Source organism: Geobacillus sp. Manikaran-105 (assembly GCF_002809955.1).
GTDB lineage: Bacteria > Bacillota > Bacilli > Bacillales > Anoxybacillaceae > Geobacillus > Geobacillus thermophilus.
In genome coordinates this window covers 21994-38805 of the sequence record NZ_PIJG01000032.1, presented here as the reverse complement: position 1 = coordinate 38805, position 16812 = coordinate 21994, and the positions used below count along the sequence as shown (strand labels likewise).

14 protein-coding genes and 1 pseudogene are annotated in these 16812 nt (G+C 54.0%); 5 read left to right on the top strand and 10 right to left on the bottom strand.

What is annotated here, in order from left to right; translation table 11 throughout:
- Position 1 precedes the first annotated feature (1 nt).
- The 3 genes from CV945_RS10605 to CV945_RS10595 form a co-directional block, all read right to left on the bottom strand.
- Positions 2–1366, bottom strand: coding sequence for a (Fe-S)-binding protein (locus CV945_RS10605; RefSeq protein WP_100659729.1), 1365 nt, complete (start codon positions 1364–1366; stop codon positions 2–4).
- Entirely contained in the window at positions 1363–2799 is a 1437-nt protein-coding gene (glcD, locus tag CV945_RS10600; RefSeq protein ID WP_369827714.1) for a glycolate oxidase subunit GlcD, read from the bottom strand. The genes CV945_RS10605 and glcD overlap by 4 nt, the downstream gene beginning before the upstream one ends.
- Positions 2800–2880: 81 nt before the next feature.
- Positions 2881–4557: an L-lactate permease gene (locus CV945_RS10595; protein WP_100659727.1), complete on the bottom strand. Its 1677-nt coding sequence runs from the start codon at positions 4555–4557 to the stop codon at positions 2881–2883.
- A 306-nt stretch (positions 4558–4863) separates the two neighbouring features.
- On the opposite strand from CV945_RS10595, the gene CV945_RS10590 reads away from it, so the two are divergent.
- From CV945_RS10590 to CV945_RS10575, 4 genes are all read left to right on the top strand, one after another.
- A complete protein-coding gene (locus CV945_RS10590) occupies positions 4864–5589 on the top strand; it encodes a FadR/GntR family transcriptional regulator (protein ID WP_100659726.1) in 726 nt (241 codons plus the stop codon).
- A 109-nt stretch (positions 5590–5698) separates the two neighbouring features.
- A complete protein-coding gene (locus CV945_RS10585) occupies positions 5699–6418 on the top strand; it encodes a (Fe-S)-binding protein (protein ID WP_023633721.1) in 720 nt (239 codons plus the stop codon).
- Between the two features lie 18 nt (positions 6419–6436).
- The gene (locus CV945_RS10580) at positions 6437–7867 is read left to right on the top strand and encodes a LutB/LldF family L-lactate oxidation iron-sulfur protein (protein WP_100659725.1); all 1431 of its coding nucleotides are present in this window, start codon (positions 6437–6439) and stop codon (positions 7865–7867) included.
- The gene (locus CV945_RS10575; protein WP_055358365.1) at positions 7864–8586 is read left to right on the top strand and encodes a LutC/YkgG family protein; all 723 of its coding nucleotides are present in this window, start codon (positions 7864–7866) and stop codon (positions 8584–8586) included. Before CV945_RS10580 ends, CV945_RS10575 begins: the two co-directional genes overlap by 4 nt.
- Before the next feature lie 144 nt (positions 8587–8730).
- Here CV945_RS10575 and CV945_RS10570 read toward each other — a convergent pair whose 3' ends face one another.
- The 7 genes and pseudogenes from CV945_RS10570 to hutP all read right to left on the bottom strand — a co-directional run bounded on the left by CV945_RS10570 (position 8731) and on the right by hutP (position 15702).
- Positions 8731–9069: a hypothetical protein gene (locus tag CV945_RS10570; RefSeq protein ID WP_100659724.1), complete on the bottom strand. Its 339-nt coding sequence runs from the start codon at positions 9067–9069 to the stop codon at positions 8731–8733.
- Between the two features lie 82 nt (positions 9070–9151).
- Positions 9152–10288 (bottom strand): amidase domain-containing protein, encoded by a 1137-nt coding sequence (locus tag CV945_RS10565; protein WP_100659749.1) that lies wholly within the window; start codon positions 10286–10288, stop codon positions 9152–9154.
- Positions 10289–10519: 231 nt separating this feature from the next.
- Positions 10520–10696 (bottom strand): annotated as a pseudogene (locus CV945_RS10560) (response regulator transcription factor); the annotation flags it as partial.
- Between the two features lie 296 nt (positions 10697–10992).
- A complete protein-coding gene (locus tag CV945_RS10555; RefSeq protein ID WP_100659723.1) occupies positions 10993–11925 on the bottom strand; it encodes a D-2-hydroxyacid dehydrogenase in 933 nt (310 codons plus the stop codon).
- Between the two features lie 23 nt (positions 11926–11948).
- Positions 11949–12635, bottom strand: coding sequence for a TerC family protein (locus CV945_RS10550; RefSeq protein ID WP_100659748.1), 687 nt, complete (start codon positions 12633–12635; stop codon positions 11949–11951).
- Between the two features lie 582 nt (positions 12636–13217).
- Positions 13218–14732, bottom strand: coding sequence for a histidine ammonia-lyase (gene hutH / locus CV945_RS10545; RefSeq protein WP_100659722.1), 1515 nt, complete (start codon positions 14730–14732; stop codon positions 13218–13220).
- Between the two features lie 523 nt (positions 14733–15255).
- Positions 15256–15702 carry a histidine utilization transcription antiterminator HutP gene (gene hutP / locus CV945_RS10535; protein WP_100659721.1) on the bottom strand — a complete coding sequence of 149 codons (447 nt, stop codon included), beginning with the start codon at positions 15700–15702 and terminating at the stop codon, positions 15256–15258.
- Positions 15703–15962: 260 nt separating this feature from the next.
- Between hutP and CV945_RS10530 the strand changes: the two genes are divergently transcribed.
- Positions 15963–16808 carry an SPFH domain-containing protein gene (locus CV945_RS10530; RefSeq protein WP_100659720.1) on the top strand — a complete coding sequence of 282 codons (846 nt, stop codon included), beginning with the start codon at positions 15963–15965 and terminating at the stop codon, positions 16806–16808.
- Positions 16809–16812: the final 4 nt, after the last annotated feature.

Here is a 16812-nt window from a genome sequence, read left to right as displayed (position 1 = left end):
GTTAGGACGTCTGCCGAATGCGCTCCTCCCCTTGCGTTGCTTGTGCTCCCTCGGCGGCCTCAAGCAGCAAATCCACAATATGGACGGCGCGGACGCTTCCTGACAGCCCGGCCCGTTCAATGCCAAGCTTCATTTGTAGCAAACACCCCGGGTTGGCGGTGACGATCGTCGTCGCTTTCGTTTGTTTCGCCATTTCCATTTTGTGGTCTAAAATTTGCATTGACATCTCCGGTTCCATAAGGTTGTAAATGCCGGCCGATCCGCAGCAGCGGTCAGCATCGTTCATCTCGCGGAACTCGACGCCGTCAATCGCCCGCAACAAACGGCGCGGGGCGGCCGCCGTTTTCATGACGTTGCGCAAATGGCACGAATCTTGGTAGGTGATCGTTTGCGGCGCCACGCGAAGCGGTAGTTGGTGAAACCCGAGTTCAACCAACACTTCAGAAATGTCTTTGATTTTCGCCGCAAACGCCTCCGCCCGGTCGCGCCATTCGGGATCATCCTTTAACAGGTGGTCATATTCAAGCAAAAACGCACCGCAGCCGCCGGCGTTCGTCACAATGCAGTCGACATCAAGCTGCTCAAAAGCGGAAATGTTTCGCTTGGCCAACTCTTTCGCCATCTCTTTTTCCCCGCCATGGCCGTGCAGCGCCCCGCAACACCCTTGGGACGGCGGGATGATGACTTCGCAGCCGGCGAGCTGCAATAGACGCAGCGTCGCATCGTTTGTTTCCATAAACATCGTATCCATCAAACAGCCAGCGAAAAAGGCGACCCGTTTTTTCACCGTACCGTCCGGATTCAAACGATGCGGCCGATTTTTCATCTCTTTTGCCGTCGGCACGTCCGGCAGCACGCGCTCCATTTGCCGGAACGAGGCCGGGAGCAGGCGAAGCAGCCCCGTTTTGCGGGCAAGCGTCCGCAAGCCGGAGCGCTGATACCAACCGAGAAGCGCCGTCGCCTTCCGCATCCGTCCTTGATGCGGAAACAGTCCGGCAAACACAAGCTTACGGATGAGGCGAACCGGAAGCGGCATTTTTTTATGCTGGGCGATAATGTCGCGCGCCTCTTCCAGCAGATGGCCGTAGCGGACCCCGGACGGACAGACCGACTCGCATGCCCGGCAGCCTAAACATAAGTTGAGCGCCCGCTCCACCTCTTCGTCCGGCTCAATCAGTCCATCGACGACCGCCTTCATTAAGGCAATCCGTCCGCGCGGCGACTGGGCTTCTTGCTGCCCCGATTCGATGTACGTCGGACATGATGGCAGGCAAAAGCCACAGCGCATACAGTTCATCAGTTCATCCTCATCCATCCGTTCTTGAAACGCTTTCTGAATGAGCGCTCGTTCTATCTTCGTTGTCATCGTGTCACCACCACCCGTTTTCTCGTGCTTTTGGCGAACACTTTGCCCGGATTCATAATATTGTTCGGGTCGAGCGCCTGCTTGACTGCTTTCATGGCAGCGATGCCGGCCGGACCGAGCTTCCATTCCAAATACGGCGCTTTCATCACCCCGACGCCGTGTTCGCCGGTAATCGTGCCACCCAATTCAATCGCTTTGGCGAAAATTTCTTCAAACGCTCGTTCCACCCGCTCCATTTCTTCACGATTGCGGGCGTCGGTCGGACAGGTCGGGTGCAAGTTGCCATCGCCGGCATGGCCGAACGTACAGATCTTCAACTGGTACTTCTCGGCAATTTCATTGATTGCTTTGACCATTTTGGCGATTTCCGAACGCGGCACGGTTGCGTCCTCTAAAATCGTCGTCGGCTTTAAGCGCGCCAACGCCGACAGCGCCGCCCTCCGCGCCGTCCGCAGCGCCTCTGCTTCTTCCTCCGAACGGGCGAGTTGAACGGACACCGCCTGCTCGGCCCGGCAAATATCGGCCATCTTTTTCATATCGCGCTCTACCACTTCCTTCGGCCCATCCTGCTCAATGAGCAAAACGGCTTTCACATCGGTCGGCAAGCCGATGCGGGCGAAATCTTCGACCACTTCCAATGTCGGCTGGTCCAAAAACTCGAGCGTCGCTGGAATGATCTTGTTGGCGATGATTTTCGACACCGAACGGGCGGCCGCCTCCAAATCTTGATAAAGAGCGAGCATCGTCTGCTTCGTCTCTGGCATCGGAATAAGTTTTAACGTCGCTTCGGTGACAATGCCAAGCGTTCCTTCCGATCCGACAAACAGACGGGTTAAGTCATAGCCAGCTACATCTTTTGCCAGCTTGCCACCGGTGCGGATGACATCGCCGTTCGCCAAGACGACTTCCAACCCGAGCACATAGTCGCGCGTCACCCCGTATTTCAGACCGCGCAAGCCGCCTGAGTTTTCGCTGATGTTGCCGCCAATCGTTGAAATTTTCATCGACCCCGGGTCCGGCGGATAAAACAATCCTTTTTCTTCAACGGCTTTCGCCAAATCAAGCGTCACCACTCCTGGCTGAACGGTCGCGGTTAAGTTTTCCTCATCAATTTCCAAAATGCGGTTCATATGGTTAAACAGGAGAACGATCCCGCCTTCGATCGGACACGTGCCGGCGCAAAGGTTCGTTCCTGACCCGCGTGGCACGATCGGGATGCGATACTCGTTGCAAATTTTCGCAATTTCCGCGACCTCTTTCGTATTTCGCGGCGCAATGACCGCATCGGGGAGCGACTGAAACTGCGGAATCGCATCATACGAATAGACGAGCCGCCCCGTTTTCGTGTCATCGTAGTTTTCAGCTCCCACGACTTGAATCAACCGTTTTTTCGCTTCATTTGGAATCAATGGTCTCACCCTTTCCACATCCATTTGCATTCGCCGACAGCGGAAAAGGGGCTGGGCTTGGCGTCTGTTTCCATCCAGGCCAAGCCTCGTCCCCCTTCGCTGCCGTTACGGAATCATCCACGACAATACCGTCGATTGCAGGTACACGAGAATACCAATCAAGATAATTAAGAATATGCTATGTTTGACCGTAAAGCGGAACAAGTCGGACTCTTTGCCGGTCAAGCCGACGGCCGCGCAGGCGACCGCGATCGACTGCGGCGAAATCATTTTCCCGACGACGCCGCCCGATGAGTTGGCCGCCAACGCCAGCACCGGATCCATGCCGATCGATGTTGCCGTCACTTTTTGCAAATTGCCAAACAATACGTTCGACGACGTATCCGAACCGGTGATAAACACGCCAAGCCAGCCCAAAATCGGCGAGAAGAACGGGAACAACGGGCCTGTTTTGGCCAACGCCATCCCAAGCGTCGTGCTCATGCCTGACGAGTTGGCGATGTAGGCAAAGCCGACGACCGAAGCGATCGTCACAATCGGATATTTCAGCTCGTTAAGCGTTTCCACAAACGTGCGTCCCCAATCTTTCCACGAGATGCCGATGATGAACTTGGTGACGACCGCCGCCAACAAAATCGCCGTCCCAGCCGTGCCGAGCAGCTCAAGCTTATACACCGCCGCAATCGGCTGACCGCTTGGGTTCAAAATTTGGTTATTGAGCCCCGGCACAGGCGGCATAAACGTCAAATGGGCTCCGATGGCATTGACAAGCTTGAGCAAACCGTTTGTTCCTTCATAATGACCGGTGAGCGCCGCTTTCACCTGCGGGATGCCCCAAAGCGAGATCAACGCCGTCAGCACGAGAAACGGCGACCAAGCGCGGAACACTTCCCCGCCGCGTTGCGTCGCGCGAGCAACTTGCCCAGCAGCCGCCACTTCCGACTCCGTTGCAAAGCGGAATGTGCTTTTCGGCTTCCAATATTTCAAAAAGACAGCCAATGCGACGATCGAAACGAGCGAGGACAAAATGTCCGGCAGCTCCGGTCCTAAAAAGTTCGATGTCAAATATTGCGTGAGCGCGAACGAAACGCCGGAGACGATAATGGCCGGCAACACTTCGACTGTCTTTTTCCATCCTGCCATAATCAAAACGAGATAGAACGGAATGAACACCGATAAAAACGGCAGCTGCCGCCCGACCATTTTCGAAATTTCCATCGCCGGCACACCGGTCGGCCCTTCCATCGAGATGATCGGAATCCCGACCGCCCCGAACGCCACCGGCGCTGTGTTGGCGATCAAACAGATGCCTGCGGCGTACAGCGGGTTAAACCCCAATCCGGCCAGAAGCGCCGCTGAAATCGCCACCGGCGCGCCAAACCCGGCCGCCCCTTCCAAAAACGCCCCGAACGAAAAGGCAATGAGCAGCGCCTGCAGCCGCCGGTCTTCGGTGAGGGAAACGACGGAGTTGCGAATGATGTCAAAATGGCCGGTCTTCACCGTCAGCTTATATAAAAAGACGGACGTAATGATGATCCAGCCGATCGGGAGCAGCCCGTACACCGCCCCTTGCGTCACCGACATGACCGCTTTGCCGGCCGGCATCCTGTAAGCGATTACAGCCAACACCAAAGCAAGCAACAACGTCGTCAGCCCGGTGACATGCCCTTTCATCCGCTTGACGGCCAAAGCCCAAAAGAAATACAAAATCGGAATGAGTGCGACAATGGCCGATAACCAAAGCTGGTCGACGATTGGCGTAAAATCTTGCTTCCACTGCATGCGGTTTTCTCCTCCCCTTTATGCCCGACTTAGCGGCGTTTGCAAATGATCGCCCACTGATCTTTCTGTTTCACTCTTCCAGTCATCAGATGACCGGATAAGAAACGCCGTCTGTCTCAAATTATAAAAGCGTTTTCCCCAAAAGACAATAGGTGTTTTTTCATTTTTTTGAACTTTCCACTCACTGCTTCCTCTCCCCAACTGCAAAAAGCGCTTGTCTCTTCCCATGATGCTGTATCATAATAGACATTGCAGGAGATTTCCCCTACAATCGGAAATCTACTTTATCGTATTGAGGTGGATCCATTGGCATTTAAACGGATCAAAACGAAAAAAATTTACGAAGAAGTGGCCGAAGCGATTTTTGATATGATCAAAAACGGCGAGTTGAAGCCCGGTGATAAGCTCGATTCCGTCCAGCAGCTCGCCGAGCAGTTCCAAGTCGGGCGGGCCGCCATCCGCGAAGCGCTCACCGCGTTAAAAGCGATGGGGCTGATTGAATTGAAGCAAGGCGAAGGGACGTACGTGCGTGAGTTCGATCCGACGATGATGACATTTCCGCTTTCGATCGCCGTCTTAATGAACAAAGAAGATATTTGGCACTTGCTTGAGGTGCGCAAACTGCTCGAAGCAGGCGCCGCCTCGCTCGCTGCTGCCAAACGGACAGAGCGCGATCTTGAAGCCATGGCGGAAGCGCTCCGACAAATGAAAGAAGGCATCGGCAGCGATGAGCTTGGCGAAAAAGCCGATTGGGCGTTTCATATGGCCATCGCCGAAGCATCGCAAAATCCGATGCTCACAAGCATCATGAACAGCGTTTCCGGGATGATCGTTGAAACGATGCGGGAAACGCGCCGCATTTGGCTGTTTTCGAAACACACGACGACCGAAAAACTGCTTGCGGAACACCAGGCCATTTTTGAAGCCATTCGCAAACAAAATCCAGACGCCGCCCGGGCGCGCATGCTCGACCATTTGACAAACGTCGAAAACGTGTTGCGCCGCTACGTTCACACTCAGCAGCCAAACTGAGTGCGTTTTTTGCAAAAAAGAGCTACGAATCTGAAAAAATGGTTTATAATAGACATATAGTCATCAGATGACCAGTTCACTGAATCCTCAAAAAACAGGAGGGAAACGAATGAAAGTGTCCTTGTTCGTCACTTGCCTCATCGATCTTTTTTATACGAACGCCGGCAAGGCGACCGTCGAACTGCTCGAGCGGCTCGGCTGCGAAGTAGATTTTCCAGAAGCGCAAACATGCTGCGGCCAGCCGGCGTATAACAGCGGTTACGTCAAAGAGGCGAAAGAAGCCATGAAACAGATGATGCGCGCGTTCGCCCACGCTGATTACGTCGTCACCCCATCCGGCTCGTGCGCGGCGATGGTAAAAGAATATCCACACCTTTTCCACGGCGACCCGGAATGGGAAGAGGAAGCGAAACAGCTTGCGGCGAAAACGTACGAATTGACGCAATTTCTCGTTGATGTCCTAAAAGTCGAAGATGTCGGCGCCTCGCTCCACGGACGGGCGACGTACCATACGTCTTGCCATATGACCCGCCTTCTTGGCGTCAAAGAAGCGCCGCTTTGCCTATTGAAAAACGTCAAAGGGCTTGAGCTCGTTCCGCTGCCGAACGCCCACCAGTGCTGCGGGTTTGGCGGCACATTTTCCGTCAAAATGGGGCCGATTTCCGAACAAATGGTCGATGAAAAAATCGCGCATATCGAAGAAGTGGACGCCGACTATTTAATCGGCGCCGACTGCGGCTGTTTAATGAACATCGGCGGGCGCATCGAGCGGCTCGGCAAGCCGATTCGCGTCATGCATATCGCCGAAGTGCTCAATCAACGAAAGTAAGAGAGGAGGATCCCGGACATGCCGATGAAAATTGAAAACGGTCCGTTTTGGAAGCGGGTCGAAGAAAACTTGCACAACGATTTTATGCGCGGGGCGGTCGCCGGCATGCAAGACCGCGGCTATGTGCGGCGGCTTGGCGTCATCGAAGAGCTCGGCCATTGGGAAGAGTGGCGGTCGCTTGCTGAACAAATCCGCAAGCATACGCTCGAAAACTTGGACTTTTATTTAATGCAACTCAGTGAAAACGTTGCCAAACGGGGCGGCCACGTCTTTTTCGCCCAAACAGCCGAAGAGGCGAACGACTACATCCGCCGCGTCGCTTTGGAAAAGCAAGCGAAAAAAATCGTCAAATCGAAATCAATGGTGACAGAAGAAATCAACTTAAATCCGGTGCTTGAGGCCATCGGCTGTCAAGTGGTCGAAACCGACCTCGGTGAGTACATTTTGCAGATTGACGACCATGACCCGCCGTCGCATATCGTCGGTCCGGCGCTCCATAAAAACAAAGAGCAAATCCGCGATGTCTTTCAACGGAAGCTCGGCTATACGAAATCGTCCGACCCCGTTGAGCTTGCGCGCCACGCCCGTGAAATGCTGCGGCGCGACTATTTGACGGCTGACATCGGCATCACCGGCTGCAATTTCGCCATCGCTGAATCGGGATCGATCACGCTTGTGACGAACGAAGGCAACGCCGATTTGGTGACCGCATTGCCGAAAACGCAAATTACCGTCATGGGGATGGAGCGGATCGTGCCGACGTTTGAGGAGATGGAAGTGCTAGTGAGCATGCTCACACGAAGCTCTGTCGGGCAAAAACTGACGAGCTACATCACCGTTCTCACCGGTCCGCGCGATGAAGGCGACGTCGACGGTCCGGAAGAATTCCATCTCGTCATCGTCGACAACGGGCGTTCATCAATTTTAGGCACGGAGTTTCAACCGGTGCTGCAGTGCATCCGCTGCGCGGCTTGCGTCAACGTCTGCCCGGTCTACCGCCATATCGGCGGCCATTCGTACGGTTCCATTTACTCCGGCCCGATCGGCGCGGTATTGTCGCCGCTGTTGGGCGGCTACGACGACTACAAGGAGCTTCCGTACGCCTCCTCGCTGTGCGCCGCCTGTACCGAGGCGTGCCCGGTGAAAATCCCGCTTCACGAGCTGCTCATCAAGCATCGCCAAATCATCGTCGAGCGGGAAGGAAAAGCGCCGGTCGCAGAAAAACTGGCGATGAAAGCGTTCCGCCTCGGGACAGCCTCATCGTCGCTCTACCGCTTCGGCACGAAATTCGCACCGATCGCCTTCGCTCCGTTTGTAGAGGACGGGCGCGTCACAAAAGGACCCGGGCCGCTGAAAGCATGGACGGAAAGACGCGAATTTCCGGCGCCGAGCAAAGAACGGTTCCGTGACTGGTTCCAAACACGCCAAAAAGGAGGGAATCCATCATGACGCGTGGCACCATTCAAAACCGCGATGCGTTTTTGCAAACCATCGCCGAGCGCCTTGGGAGAAGCCCGCGCCTGTCCGGCGTCTCCCGGCCGCAATGGGATTATGCGCCGCAATGGACGGTGTTTGCCGGCTATAGCCAAGACGACTTGCTGAACGTGTTGCAAAAACAATGCGGATTGATCCATACCGATTACATCGAGACGACAAGCGCCGAACTTGCCGGCGCGCTGAGGCGGCAAGTGGCCGCCTATGGCGGCGGTCCGGTCATCGTGCCGGATGACCCGCGCTTTGCTGAGTACGGGCTGTCCGCCTTGCTTCGCGACGAATGGCCCGCGGAACAAACGACCGTCCATATTTGGAATCCGGCGCTTGGACGCCAAAACATTGACGCCGCCGAGCAGGCGAACGTCGGCATCGTCTTCAGCGACATCACGCTCGCGGAATCAGGGACAGTCGTGTTGTTTTCGCGCAATGAACAAGGGCGGGCCATTCACTTTTTGCCGAAAACATATATCGCCATCGTCCCGAAAAGCACGGTCGTGCCGCGCATGACGCAAGCGGCGGCGGTCATTCACGAGCAAATCGAAAAAGGCGGGCTCGTCCCGTCGTGCATCAACTTCATCACCGGCCCGAGCAACTCGGCCGACATTGAAATGAACTTGGTCGTCGGTGTCCACGGGCCGATGAAAGCGGCGTATATCGTCGTCACCGACCGTTGACCAAAACGAAACGGTGCCCCTTCTTGATATCATGGGGCACCTTTTTTTCCTTCAATATTGCCGGCTGACATCGACCGCATTGGCAAGCGGTTCGCCGGTTTCGATGCAGCGAAAGTCGTTGTTCGCAACGGTTTGACGTCTTGATCAATTCGGATGGAACGGACTGACAGACACTTTCGCGTGATTTTTCACATCCGTAACGACCAGCAAAATCTGCCTTCCCTTCTTCTCATACACAAAAGCTGACCCCCACCGGTCAACTTGAGTCCATTGACGTTTCTCCAATTCGTCAAGATAATAGTCAGCCACTTCCTCCGCCGAAGAAGACGCAACAACAAACTCCACCCGTTCATCCACCGAACGAATGTCACTCGCCTTTGGGTGCAGGGGAATATCTTCATACCCTGGGACCGTCTGTTGTTGCTGACACCCTGAAAAGAAAATCATGACAAGGAGCAAAACTAGCGGGATGCCTATACGCACTTCATCCCCTCCCATAGGATACTAGCTTTGGAATTAGCCCGTTTGACGGCCAAATGGATTGATCATCCATCGCGATTTCTCATCAGTTCACCCAATAGTAATCTGTCACATGGAGGAACCGGGTCGTCTTGGCCCCCAAATCCCAATAGCGATGATACGTATCATTGGTATGATAGTTGACATACGGCTGACCATTCCTGATCTCAACGACAATAGCGCTGTGATCCAAGATGCCATCACCGTCAAAATCGTAATATATGCTGTCACCCAATTGCAGATCAGTTGCCTTGGAAACGTATGTGCCGCGATGCTCATCTGTCTCATTATTGCGGGAAAGATGATACGCTTGATCGTGGGCTACAGACCAGCTGTAAGTCCACGCATCATCCCCGGTTCCCGAAGTCCCCTTGGCATTGTACCACCAAACATACGGTTCCACCCAAGCTTGCCGAGCGGAGCCTCCTTCGTAGAACGACTGAGACACGAAATTAGCGCAGTCATTCGAAAAGAATCGGTACTTCGGGTTACGTCCATTCCACCATCGATTCGCGTAGTTGACAGCTCCTTGGCGAGAGTAATAGGTGTAAAAACCCTGAATGACAACATCGCCTCCAGCGATTGAGATAGGCAGATTCTCTGAACCTGATGCCCCAACCTTCCGCCCGTTTTCCTGTCCTCTTTTCGAATACGTATCTTGGTAGTTCATCCCAACAATCAGCCAATCTCCATCACGTTTGATCAATGTAGCTGAATAAGGAATGTTGGCCTCTTTGGTGATCACAGATTCATTCGATCCTGGAAACACGGACTCATACTCAACAGAAACCAGAGCCCGGACCTTAGCCATTTTACCGTTGATCTCAACACTTTCGAAAACGGGGTGAACCTCCACATTTGAATATCGAAATCCAGCACGATAAGCAGGTTCCAAGTAATGTCTTCTTACGTAAGCACGCTCACGGCTTTCCTCTTGTTCGGAAACACTCGGATCATAAAACCGTTTCACGTTCACTTGCGGATCAATCATCAACTGCCATCGAGCCTCTAAAGCATGGACAACCTTCTGCTGCACAGCAGCAAGATCACTGTCGCTTGAAGGGTTTTCCACTAAGTTGGAAGCTCCAACTGAGTTGCCTCCTGAAATGAATAGACCCGCTAATCCTCCTGCAAACACAATCAGTGAAATAACCAATCGTCTCAAATATAATGGGTGAAACATAACCTTCACTCTCCCCCCTCTACACCATTTTTCATCACCATATCAACACCAAGTCAGTTTATAAAAAAGATATCTCGAAGTCACCCTAATTTATCGATCCCCCCTTCTTTAGTGGTTTAATTTTTAATATAAATCAACATGATCATTTTTTCACCGCCAATTTGTGTCGGAACCCCGCCATTTTTTGGCGGATACCGACACGAAATGGCGGACTTCAAAAAGAAAACGCCCTCACCGATCCGGTGAAGGCGTTCGCAACATATGAAACTCTGGAATGAGCCCTAATTGCTTTGCTTTTTCCACGGCTTCTACCCTCGAAGATACATGCAGCTTCGTGAAGGTCCGCGATAAGCGTCTTTCTATCGTTCGTTGGCTCGTGTGATGTTTTTTGGCAATGTCTTTATTGCATTAACAAATTTGGCAACTTTCGTTAGGTTGTGCCGCTCCAGCCTGAGTGTGATCGTGGACATGGCTTCGCCCCCTTTTCTTTTGAGATTTCACACCGAAAGAGAAAAATGGTGGCTCGAAGCCATCCTCTTAAGGGATTGCCGAGCAATGCCGTCTTTCATCCCTCGATTGAAACCGTGGGCTTTCAGATAGCTTTTTCTATAAATTTCAACGAGATTTCTAACATTCCTTCTTCCTTTCACAATGATGCCATAGAAAAAAGGCGTCCCATTGTGTTTTTGAGACACCTTTTCCCTTCAATATTGCCGGCTGACATCGACCGCATTGGCAAGCGGTTCGCCGGTTTCGATGCAACGGAGCGTGTCTAAAATGCTTTGGGCGGCGTCTTCGGCTGACGTGAGCGCCGCGATATGCGGGGTGATGATGACGTTCGGATGAACCCAAAGCGGCGAGTGCGGCGGAAGCGGCTCTTCTTCAAACACATCGAGCACGGCGAGGCGCACATTTCGGTTTTCCAACGCGCCGACAAGCGCCGTCTCATCAACCGTCGCGCCGCGGCCGACATTGATAAAGCCTGCATTGTGCAGGCAGGCAAAAAACGTCTCGTCAAAGAGATGATGCGTTTCCTTGGTGAGTGGAAGGGCCGCGATCACCCAATCAGCACGGGCAAGCGCTTCCCCCGCCTCTTCATGGCGGTAAACAGCCGAAAACGGCGGCGTGTCTCGGCCGCTTCGCGAGACGCCGATCGGCGAAACGCCGAACAGACGAAGCGTTTCCGCGATGCGCCGGCCGATCTCACCCGTCCCATAAATGACAATCCGCTGTTCACCAAGCCGCTTCGGAGCGAACGGCTTCCACTGCCGCTGCTCTTGATGCCATGCATAAACGTCATGGCATTGGGCGTCGCGCAGCAAGTAGCTGAGACAATATTCGGCGATCTGCTCGCCGAACGAGCCGACCGTCCGCGTCAGCAGCACGTCCTTCTTCCATTCCCGCTTCCATAAAAACGCGTCAACGCCCGCGCCAAGCGAATGCACCCAGCGCAAGTTGGCAAGCGAAAACGGCCCGGCCGGCCGAAAGCCGACGTACGCATCCGCCCAGACGAAATCATCGTCCGTCAGTTCTTCCTCCGCCACAAAGCGAAACGCTTTATCGGGCCGCTTGTCCGGAAGAAGGGCGGCAAGCTCGGCATAAAGCCTTCCCGTCACGAGAATGCGTCGGATGTTCATGGCATCACACCACCCCCAACCGCTCAAATCAACGTCCCTTCTTCACGCTCGGCTCTTTTATTCGTGATGTAGCCGGCAGACACGACCAAAATCGTCACGCCAACGGCCACCGCGTAGACGAACGGGCCGTAAGAAAGGTGAAACCAATGCAATACCCCTTCATCCCCTGCCATCATCTTTCCGGCCGTCCACGCCAAAATGCCCGAGCCGACGTATGCGATCCAACGATGTTTTTCCATCACATGGACGATCGCTTTGGAGCCGAAAATCATGATCGGGATGCTGATGGCGACCCCAAGCGCTAGCATGCCTAGATGCCCTTCCGCCGCCCCGGCGACGGCGACGACATTGTCCAAGCTCATGACCGCATCGGCGATGATGATCGTCATGATGGCTTTCAGCAACCGGTCTGCCGCTTGCACTTTGGCCTCCTCCTCCCGCTCAACAAGCACTTTATAGGCGATCCAGACAAGCAGCAAACCGCCCACAAAGTGAACGAACGGGATGTTGAGCAAAAAGACGATGACCGCCGCAAACAAAATGCGGAGCAGCACCGCCCCCGCCGTTCCCCATACGATCGCTTTGTTCCGCTGGTCATTCGGCAGCCGGCGCGTCGCCATCGCAATGACGACCGCATTATCCCCCGACAAAATGATATCAATTGCAATAATCTTCCATAACGCCAACAGCGCCGCGGCAGAAATAGTCAACAAAAGCCCCCCTCTCCCCTTTGCTTTTCTTCTTCATCATACTGCAAATTTCAGTGGGGGACAACTATCAACCCATCCACTGCCTCACTGGAAATCAACCGAAAATCTCGGATGAGATGATACACAATGGGCGATGATCCCGTTGCCTACACTGACACTGAAAGCAGAAGCTTCCCGAGTCCATCTCGTGAAAAGTCGCAGAAAACGGACTCTCTTCTCAAACGGACTTCTCTTTCAGCCGAAAGCAGTGGGTTTGGCGAAATTGGTCATCTTTCACCAACCTTTTTGGCTGCGCTTAGCCAACATTCGTCTCCCGTTTTCTAAAGAGACGTGAATGGACGGTCCAAGGCCCATGAAGTCGTCTCTAAAAAAAGGAAGCCAGCTTTCACGAATGCGTCTTCCTTATCTTTCCTGAGACAGAGCACGAATCCATGCTCGTTTCACTCTGATCCTATTGAGCGTTCTACGATCTCCTCACCGTTCTTTGGCCATCTCCTTCCAAACACCTATCCTTTGGCGAGATCGAAGCTCTTTCCCATTTGTCCACTTCACTTCCCCTCCTCATTCCCCACCATTTCTCTTTTACACCCGCACTTCCTGGCAAACAACGCCATGTTTGGCTCTTTCCTCAAGCCACTTAGCCACCGCTTCAATGTCATCGGAAAAGACGCGATCTGCGGCAATCGAAGAGACGATTTGGCGCGCCTCGTGGTAAAGTCGCTGCGTTGACGTGGCCATACGCTCGATGCCGCGCGCTTCAACAGCCTGCAACGCGCAAATGAGCTCAATCGCCAGCACCTTTCTTGCGTTTTGCACGATCATGTACGCATGGCGGGCGGCCGTCGTTCCCATGCTGACGTGGTCTTCCTGGTTGGCCGATGATGGAATCGAATCGACGCTGGCAGGGTGAGCCAGCGTCTTGTTTTCTGAAACAAGTGAAGCCGCGACATATTGCATGATCATCGCTCCTGACTGCAAGCCGGGCTCTGGGCTTAAAAACGCAGGCAGCCCTTCGCTGAGCTGTGGATTGACGAGCCGTTCGATGCGGCGCTCGCTGATGTTGGCCAGCTCCGCCGCCGCGATTTTCAGCAAATCCATAGCGATCGCCACCGGCTGGCCGTGAAAGTTGCCGCCAGAGAGCACCGCCCCGTCGGCAAAAATGAGCGGATTGTCCGTCGCCGCATTCATTTCGATTTCAAGCGTTTCCTTCACATAACGAAGCGCCCTAAGCGACGCCCCGTGCACTTGCGGGATGCAGCGGAGCGAGTACGCATCTTGCACGCGCCGCTCCCCTTGCCTTGTGGCAAGCTGGCTGCCAGCTAAATAGCGGCGCATTCGTTCCGCCACCTCCGCCTGCTCCGAAAATCCGCGCGCTTCGTGGATGCGCGCGTCAAAGGCATCGAGAATGCCGTACAGCGCTTCGATTGTCATCGATGCGATCCACTCGCTCTCATACGCAAGCTGCTCCGCTTCCAAGCAAGCGAGCGCCCCAACCGCTGTCATAGCCTGCGTGCCGTTAATAAGCGCCAGCCCTTCTTTCGCTTGCAACGAAAGCGGCGAAATCCCTGCTTGTGAGAGCGCTTGATGAGCAGACATCCGCCGCCCTTCGTACATCACGTCACCCTCGCCGACCAGCGCCAGCGCCAAATGGGCAAGCGGCGCCAAATCGCCGCTCGCGCCGAGGGAGCCTTGCTGCGGCACGATCGGATGGATGCCGGCGTTCAAAAAGGCAAGCAATTGCTCAATGACCGCCGGCCGCACGCCGGAGTACCCTTTTAACAACGCGTTGGCTCGCAAAAGAAGCATCGCCCTCACGACATCTTCGGCAAACGGCGCGCCGACCGCGCAGGCGTGCGAGCGGAGAAGATTCAGTTGCAGCTGCTCAAGACTGCTCCCTTCAATGCGCACATCGGCGAGCTTGCCAAAACCGGTATTCACGCCATAGATCGTCCGCCCATCGGAGATCGCTTGCTCCACTGCCGCGCGGCTTTTCGCGACCGCCCTCATACTTTCCTCCGCAGCCGCCACCCTCTCCTGCTCATAGACAACACGTCTTACCTCATCAATCGTCAATGTATGTCCGGTCAACACAACCATCATTCCCATCCCCTTTCATCCTATTTCGCGCAGAAGACTCCCACTTCAACGACCAAAGAAAGTAAGTGGGAGAGGAATGCGCGTTCCCCCTTTCTTTTGTGTATGATAGAATAAAGACGTGGAGAAAACCGTTCAATAAAGGCACTCCAATCACGGCTGCTCGATGGATGGAGTTGGCTGCAGGAAACGTTGCAACCGTCAAACATCGAGCGTAGGTCTGTCTGTTGTGTGTGGAAGCCAAGTACTGCCAACAGACACACCAAGAGAATCGGTAACGATGCAGGCATGACCTGCGTCGTTGAGCAGCTGTCAACCTGCCCCTAATGCAACCCCAAGTCAAGGAAGGAGGACGAAGTCCGTTTGCACTTCTGGGGAGTTGCAAGCCTCCACTTCAAGCGTGAGCGAAGTGGGGGTAGTTGACTGGTTTTCCCAATCAAGCTCCTTTCCCAATTAAAAAGGAGGCGGCCTGCCATATGGCAGTGTTCGCCTCCTCATGACTCATCGCTCTAGGCATGGAGCGTGCTTATATATGATTGATTCCAAGCCCCGCCGCCTCGTGCTCGAGCCCGCGCACCGGGGCGCCGATCGTCCCGTACAACGCAACGGCGATCCATTCCCCTTCGTTCGGCTGTTCATACGGCATGCCGCGCACGACGGCGAAACGAAGGCCAGCGGTTCTCAACAAATCTCCCAGCTCTACCTGCCCCCTCGTCACGCCATGCACCGCCTCTAAAATCGCATGGTATAAGGCGTGCATCTCGCGGTACAAGCCGCCGTCCACCACTCCATGCCGCTTTGCCGCCGTCTCAATCGCCGCGACGATTTTTTGCGGCTCCATCGCCCCGACCCGCCCTTGGCAATAGCGCCACGAAAGCGCCTCAAGCTGGCTCAAGACCGGGCCTTCCTCCCCCTCATCCAGCATCGCCAGCAGCAACGCCTGCCGGCCGATGCGCGCTTGTCTTGGTTCCATTGCTTCTACACACCTATTGGTCTTTTTTTCTATTGTATGATGACAATGAAAGCGATGTCAATGATGAATTTCCATTTTTTAGTTCATTAAAACAGTAACAGGATGAATGATCGCCGTTGATGCCTCTGGATGAAAAATTAGGGGAAACATGTGCTTCGCGGCGAGCCATCAACCACTCCACCTTCTCATCTTCAGCTTTCCATTTTTTTGATTATATGATATCATATAAATATCAAATCGACATTATAAGGGGGATAGGGATGAGAGAACAAGAAGCATGGCGCATAGATGGATTTATCGGCATCGGATGCGTCGCCCTTTTCGTTCTGGCTGGTTTTGTCAGCCTCATTCAAGCGCAGCTCTTATTGGCCGTTTTCTGCTTCGCCCTTGCCGCCTTCTTGGCGACTGGCATCACGATCGTTCAGCCGAATCAAGCAAAAGTGATCATTTTTTTCGGCCGCTACTTTGGCACGATTCGCGACAGCGGGCTGTTTTTCACCGTGCCGCTCACCGTTCGCAAGAAAGTATCGCTGCGCGTGCGCAACTTCACGAGCAAGAAGCTAAAAGTGAACGATGTTCAAGGCAATCCAATTGAAATCGCCGCCGTCGTCGTCTTTCGCGTCATCGATTCAGCCAAGGCGGTGTTTGACGTTGATGATTATGAACAATTTGTTGAGATTCAAAGCGAAGCGGCCATCCGCCATGTCGCAACGAAATATCCATACGACACGTTTGAAGACGACAACGAGATTACGTTGCGCGGCAACGCCGATATTATTTCCGATGTTCTCGCCGCTGAGCTGCAGGAGCGATTGCGTGTCGCCGGAGTCGAGGTGATGGAAGCGCGCCTCACTCACTTGGCGTACTCCCCGGAAATTGCGAGCGCCATGTTGCAGCGTCAACAAGCAGCCGCCATTTTGGCCGCCCGGAAAAAAATCGTCGAAGGCGCTGTCTCGATGGCGCAAATGGCGATTGAACAACTTGACAAAGAAAACATTTTAGAGTTAGATGATGAACGAAAAGCCGCAATGGTGAACAACTTAATGGTCGCGATCGTCTCCGAGCGCGCCACCCAGCCGGTGATCAATACCGGCAGTCTATATTAACGGT

Bases quoted from the DNA above. Each gene is read 5' to 3' on its own strand.
- CV945_RS10530 (WP_100659720.1), top strand. From the start codon at position 15,963: ATGAGAGAACAAGAAGCATGGCGCATAGATGGATTTATCGGCATCGGA.
- CV945_RS10565 (WP_100659749.1), bottom strand. From the start codon at position 10,288: ATGTTTCACCCATTATATTTGAGACGATTGGTTATTTCACTGATTGTG.
- hutP (WP_100659721.1), bottom strand. From the start codon at position 15,702: ATGGAACCAAGACAAGCGCGCATCGGCCGGCAGGCGTTGCTGCTGGCG.
- CV945_RS10580 (WP_100659725.1), top strand. From the start codon at position 6,437: ATGCCGATGAAAATTGAAAACGGTCCGTTTTGGAAGCGGGTCGAAGAA.
- CV945_RS10605 (WP_100659729.1), bottom strand. From the start codon at position 1,366: ATGACAACGAAGATAGAACGAGCGCTCATTCAGAAAGCGTTTCAAGAA.
- CV945_RS10555 (WP_100659723.1), bottom strand. From the start codon at position 11,925: ATGAACATCCGACGCATTCTCGTGACGGGAAGGCTTTATGCCGAGCTT.
- glcD (WP_369827714.1), bottom strand. From the start codon at position 2,799: ATGGATGTGGAAAGGGTGAGACCATTGATTCCAAATGAAGCGAAAAAA.
- CV945_RS10585 (WP_023633721.1), top strand. From the start codon at position 5,699: ATGAAAGTGTCCTTGTTCGTCACTTGCCTCATCGATCTTTTTTATACG.
- CV945_RS10595 (WP_100659727.1), bottom strand. From the start codon at position 4,557: ATGCAGTGGAAGCAAGATTTTACGCCAATCGTCGACCAGCTTTGGTTA.
- hutH (WP_100659722.1), bottom strand. From the start codon at position 14,732: ATGGTTGTGTTGACCGGACATACATTGACGATTGATGAGGTAAGACGT.
- CV945_RS10575 (WP_055358365.1), top strand. From the start codon at position 7,864: ATGACGCGTGGCACCATTCAAAACCGCGATGCGTTTTTGCAAACCATC.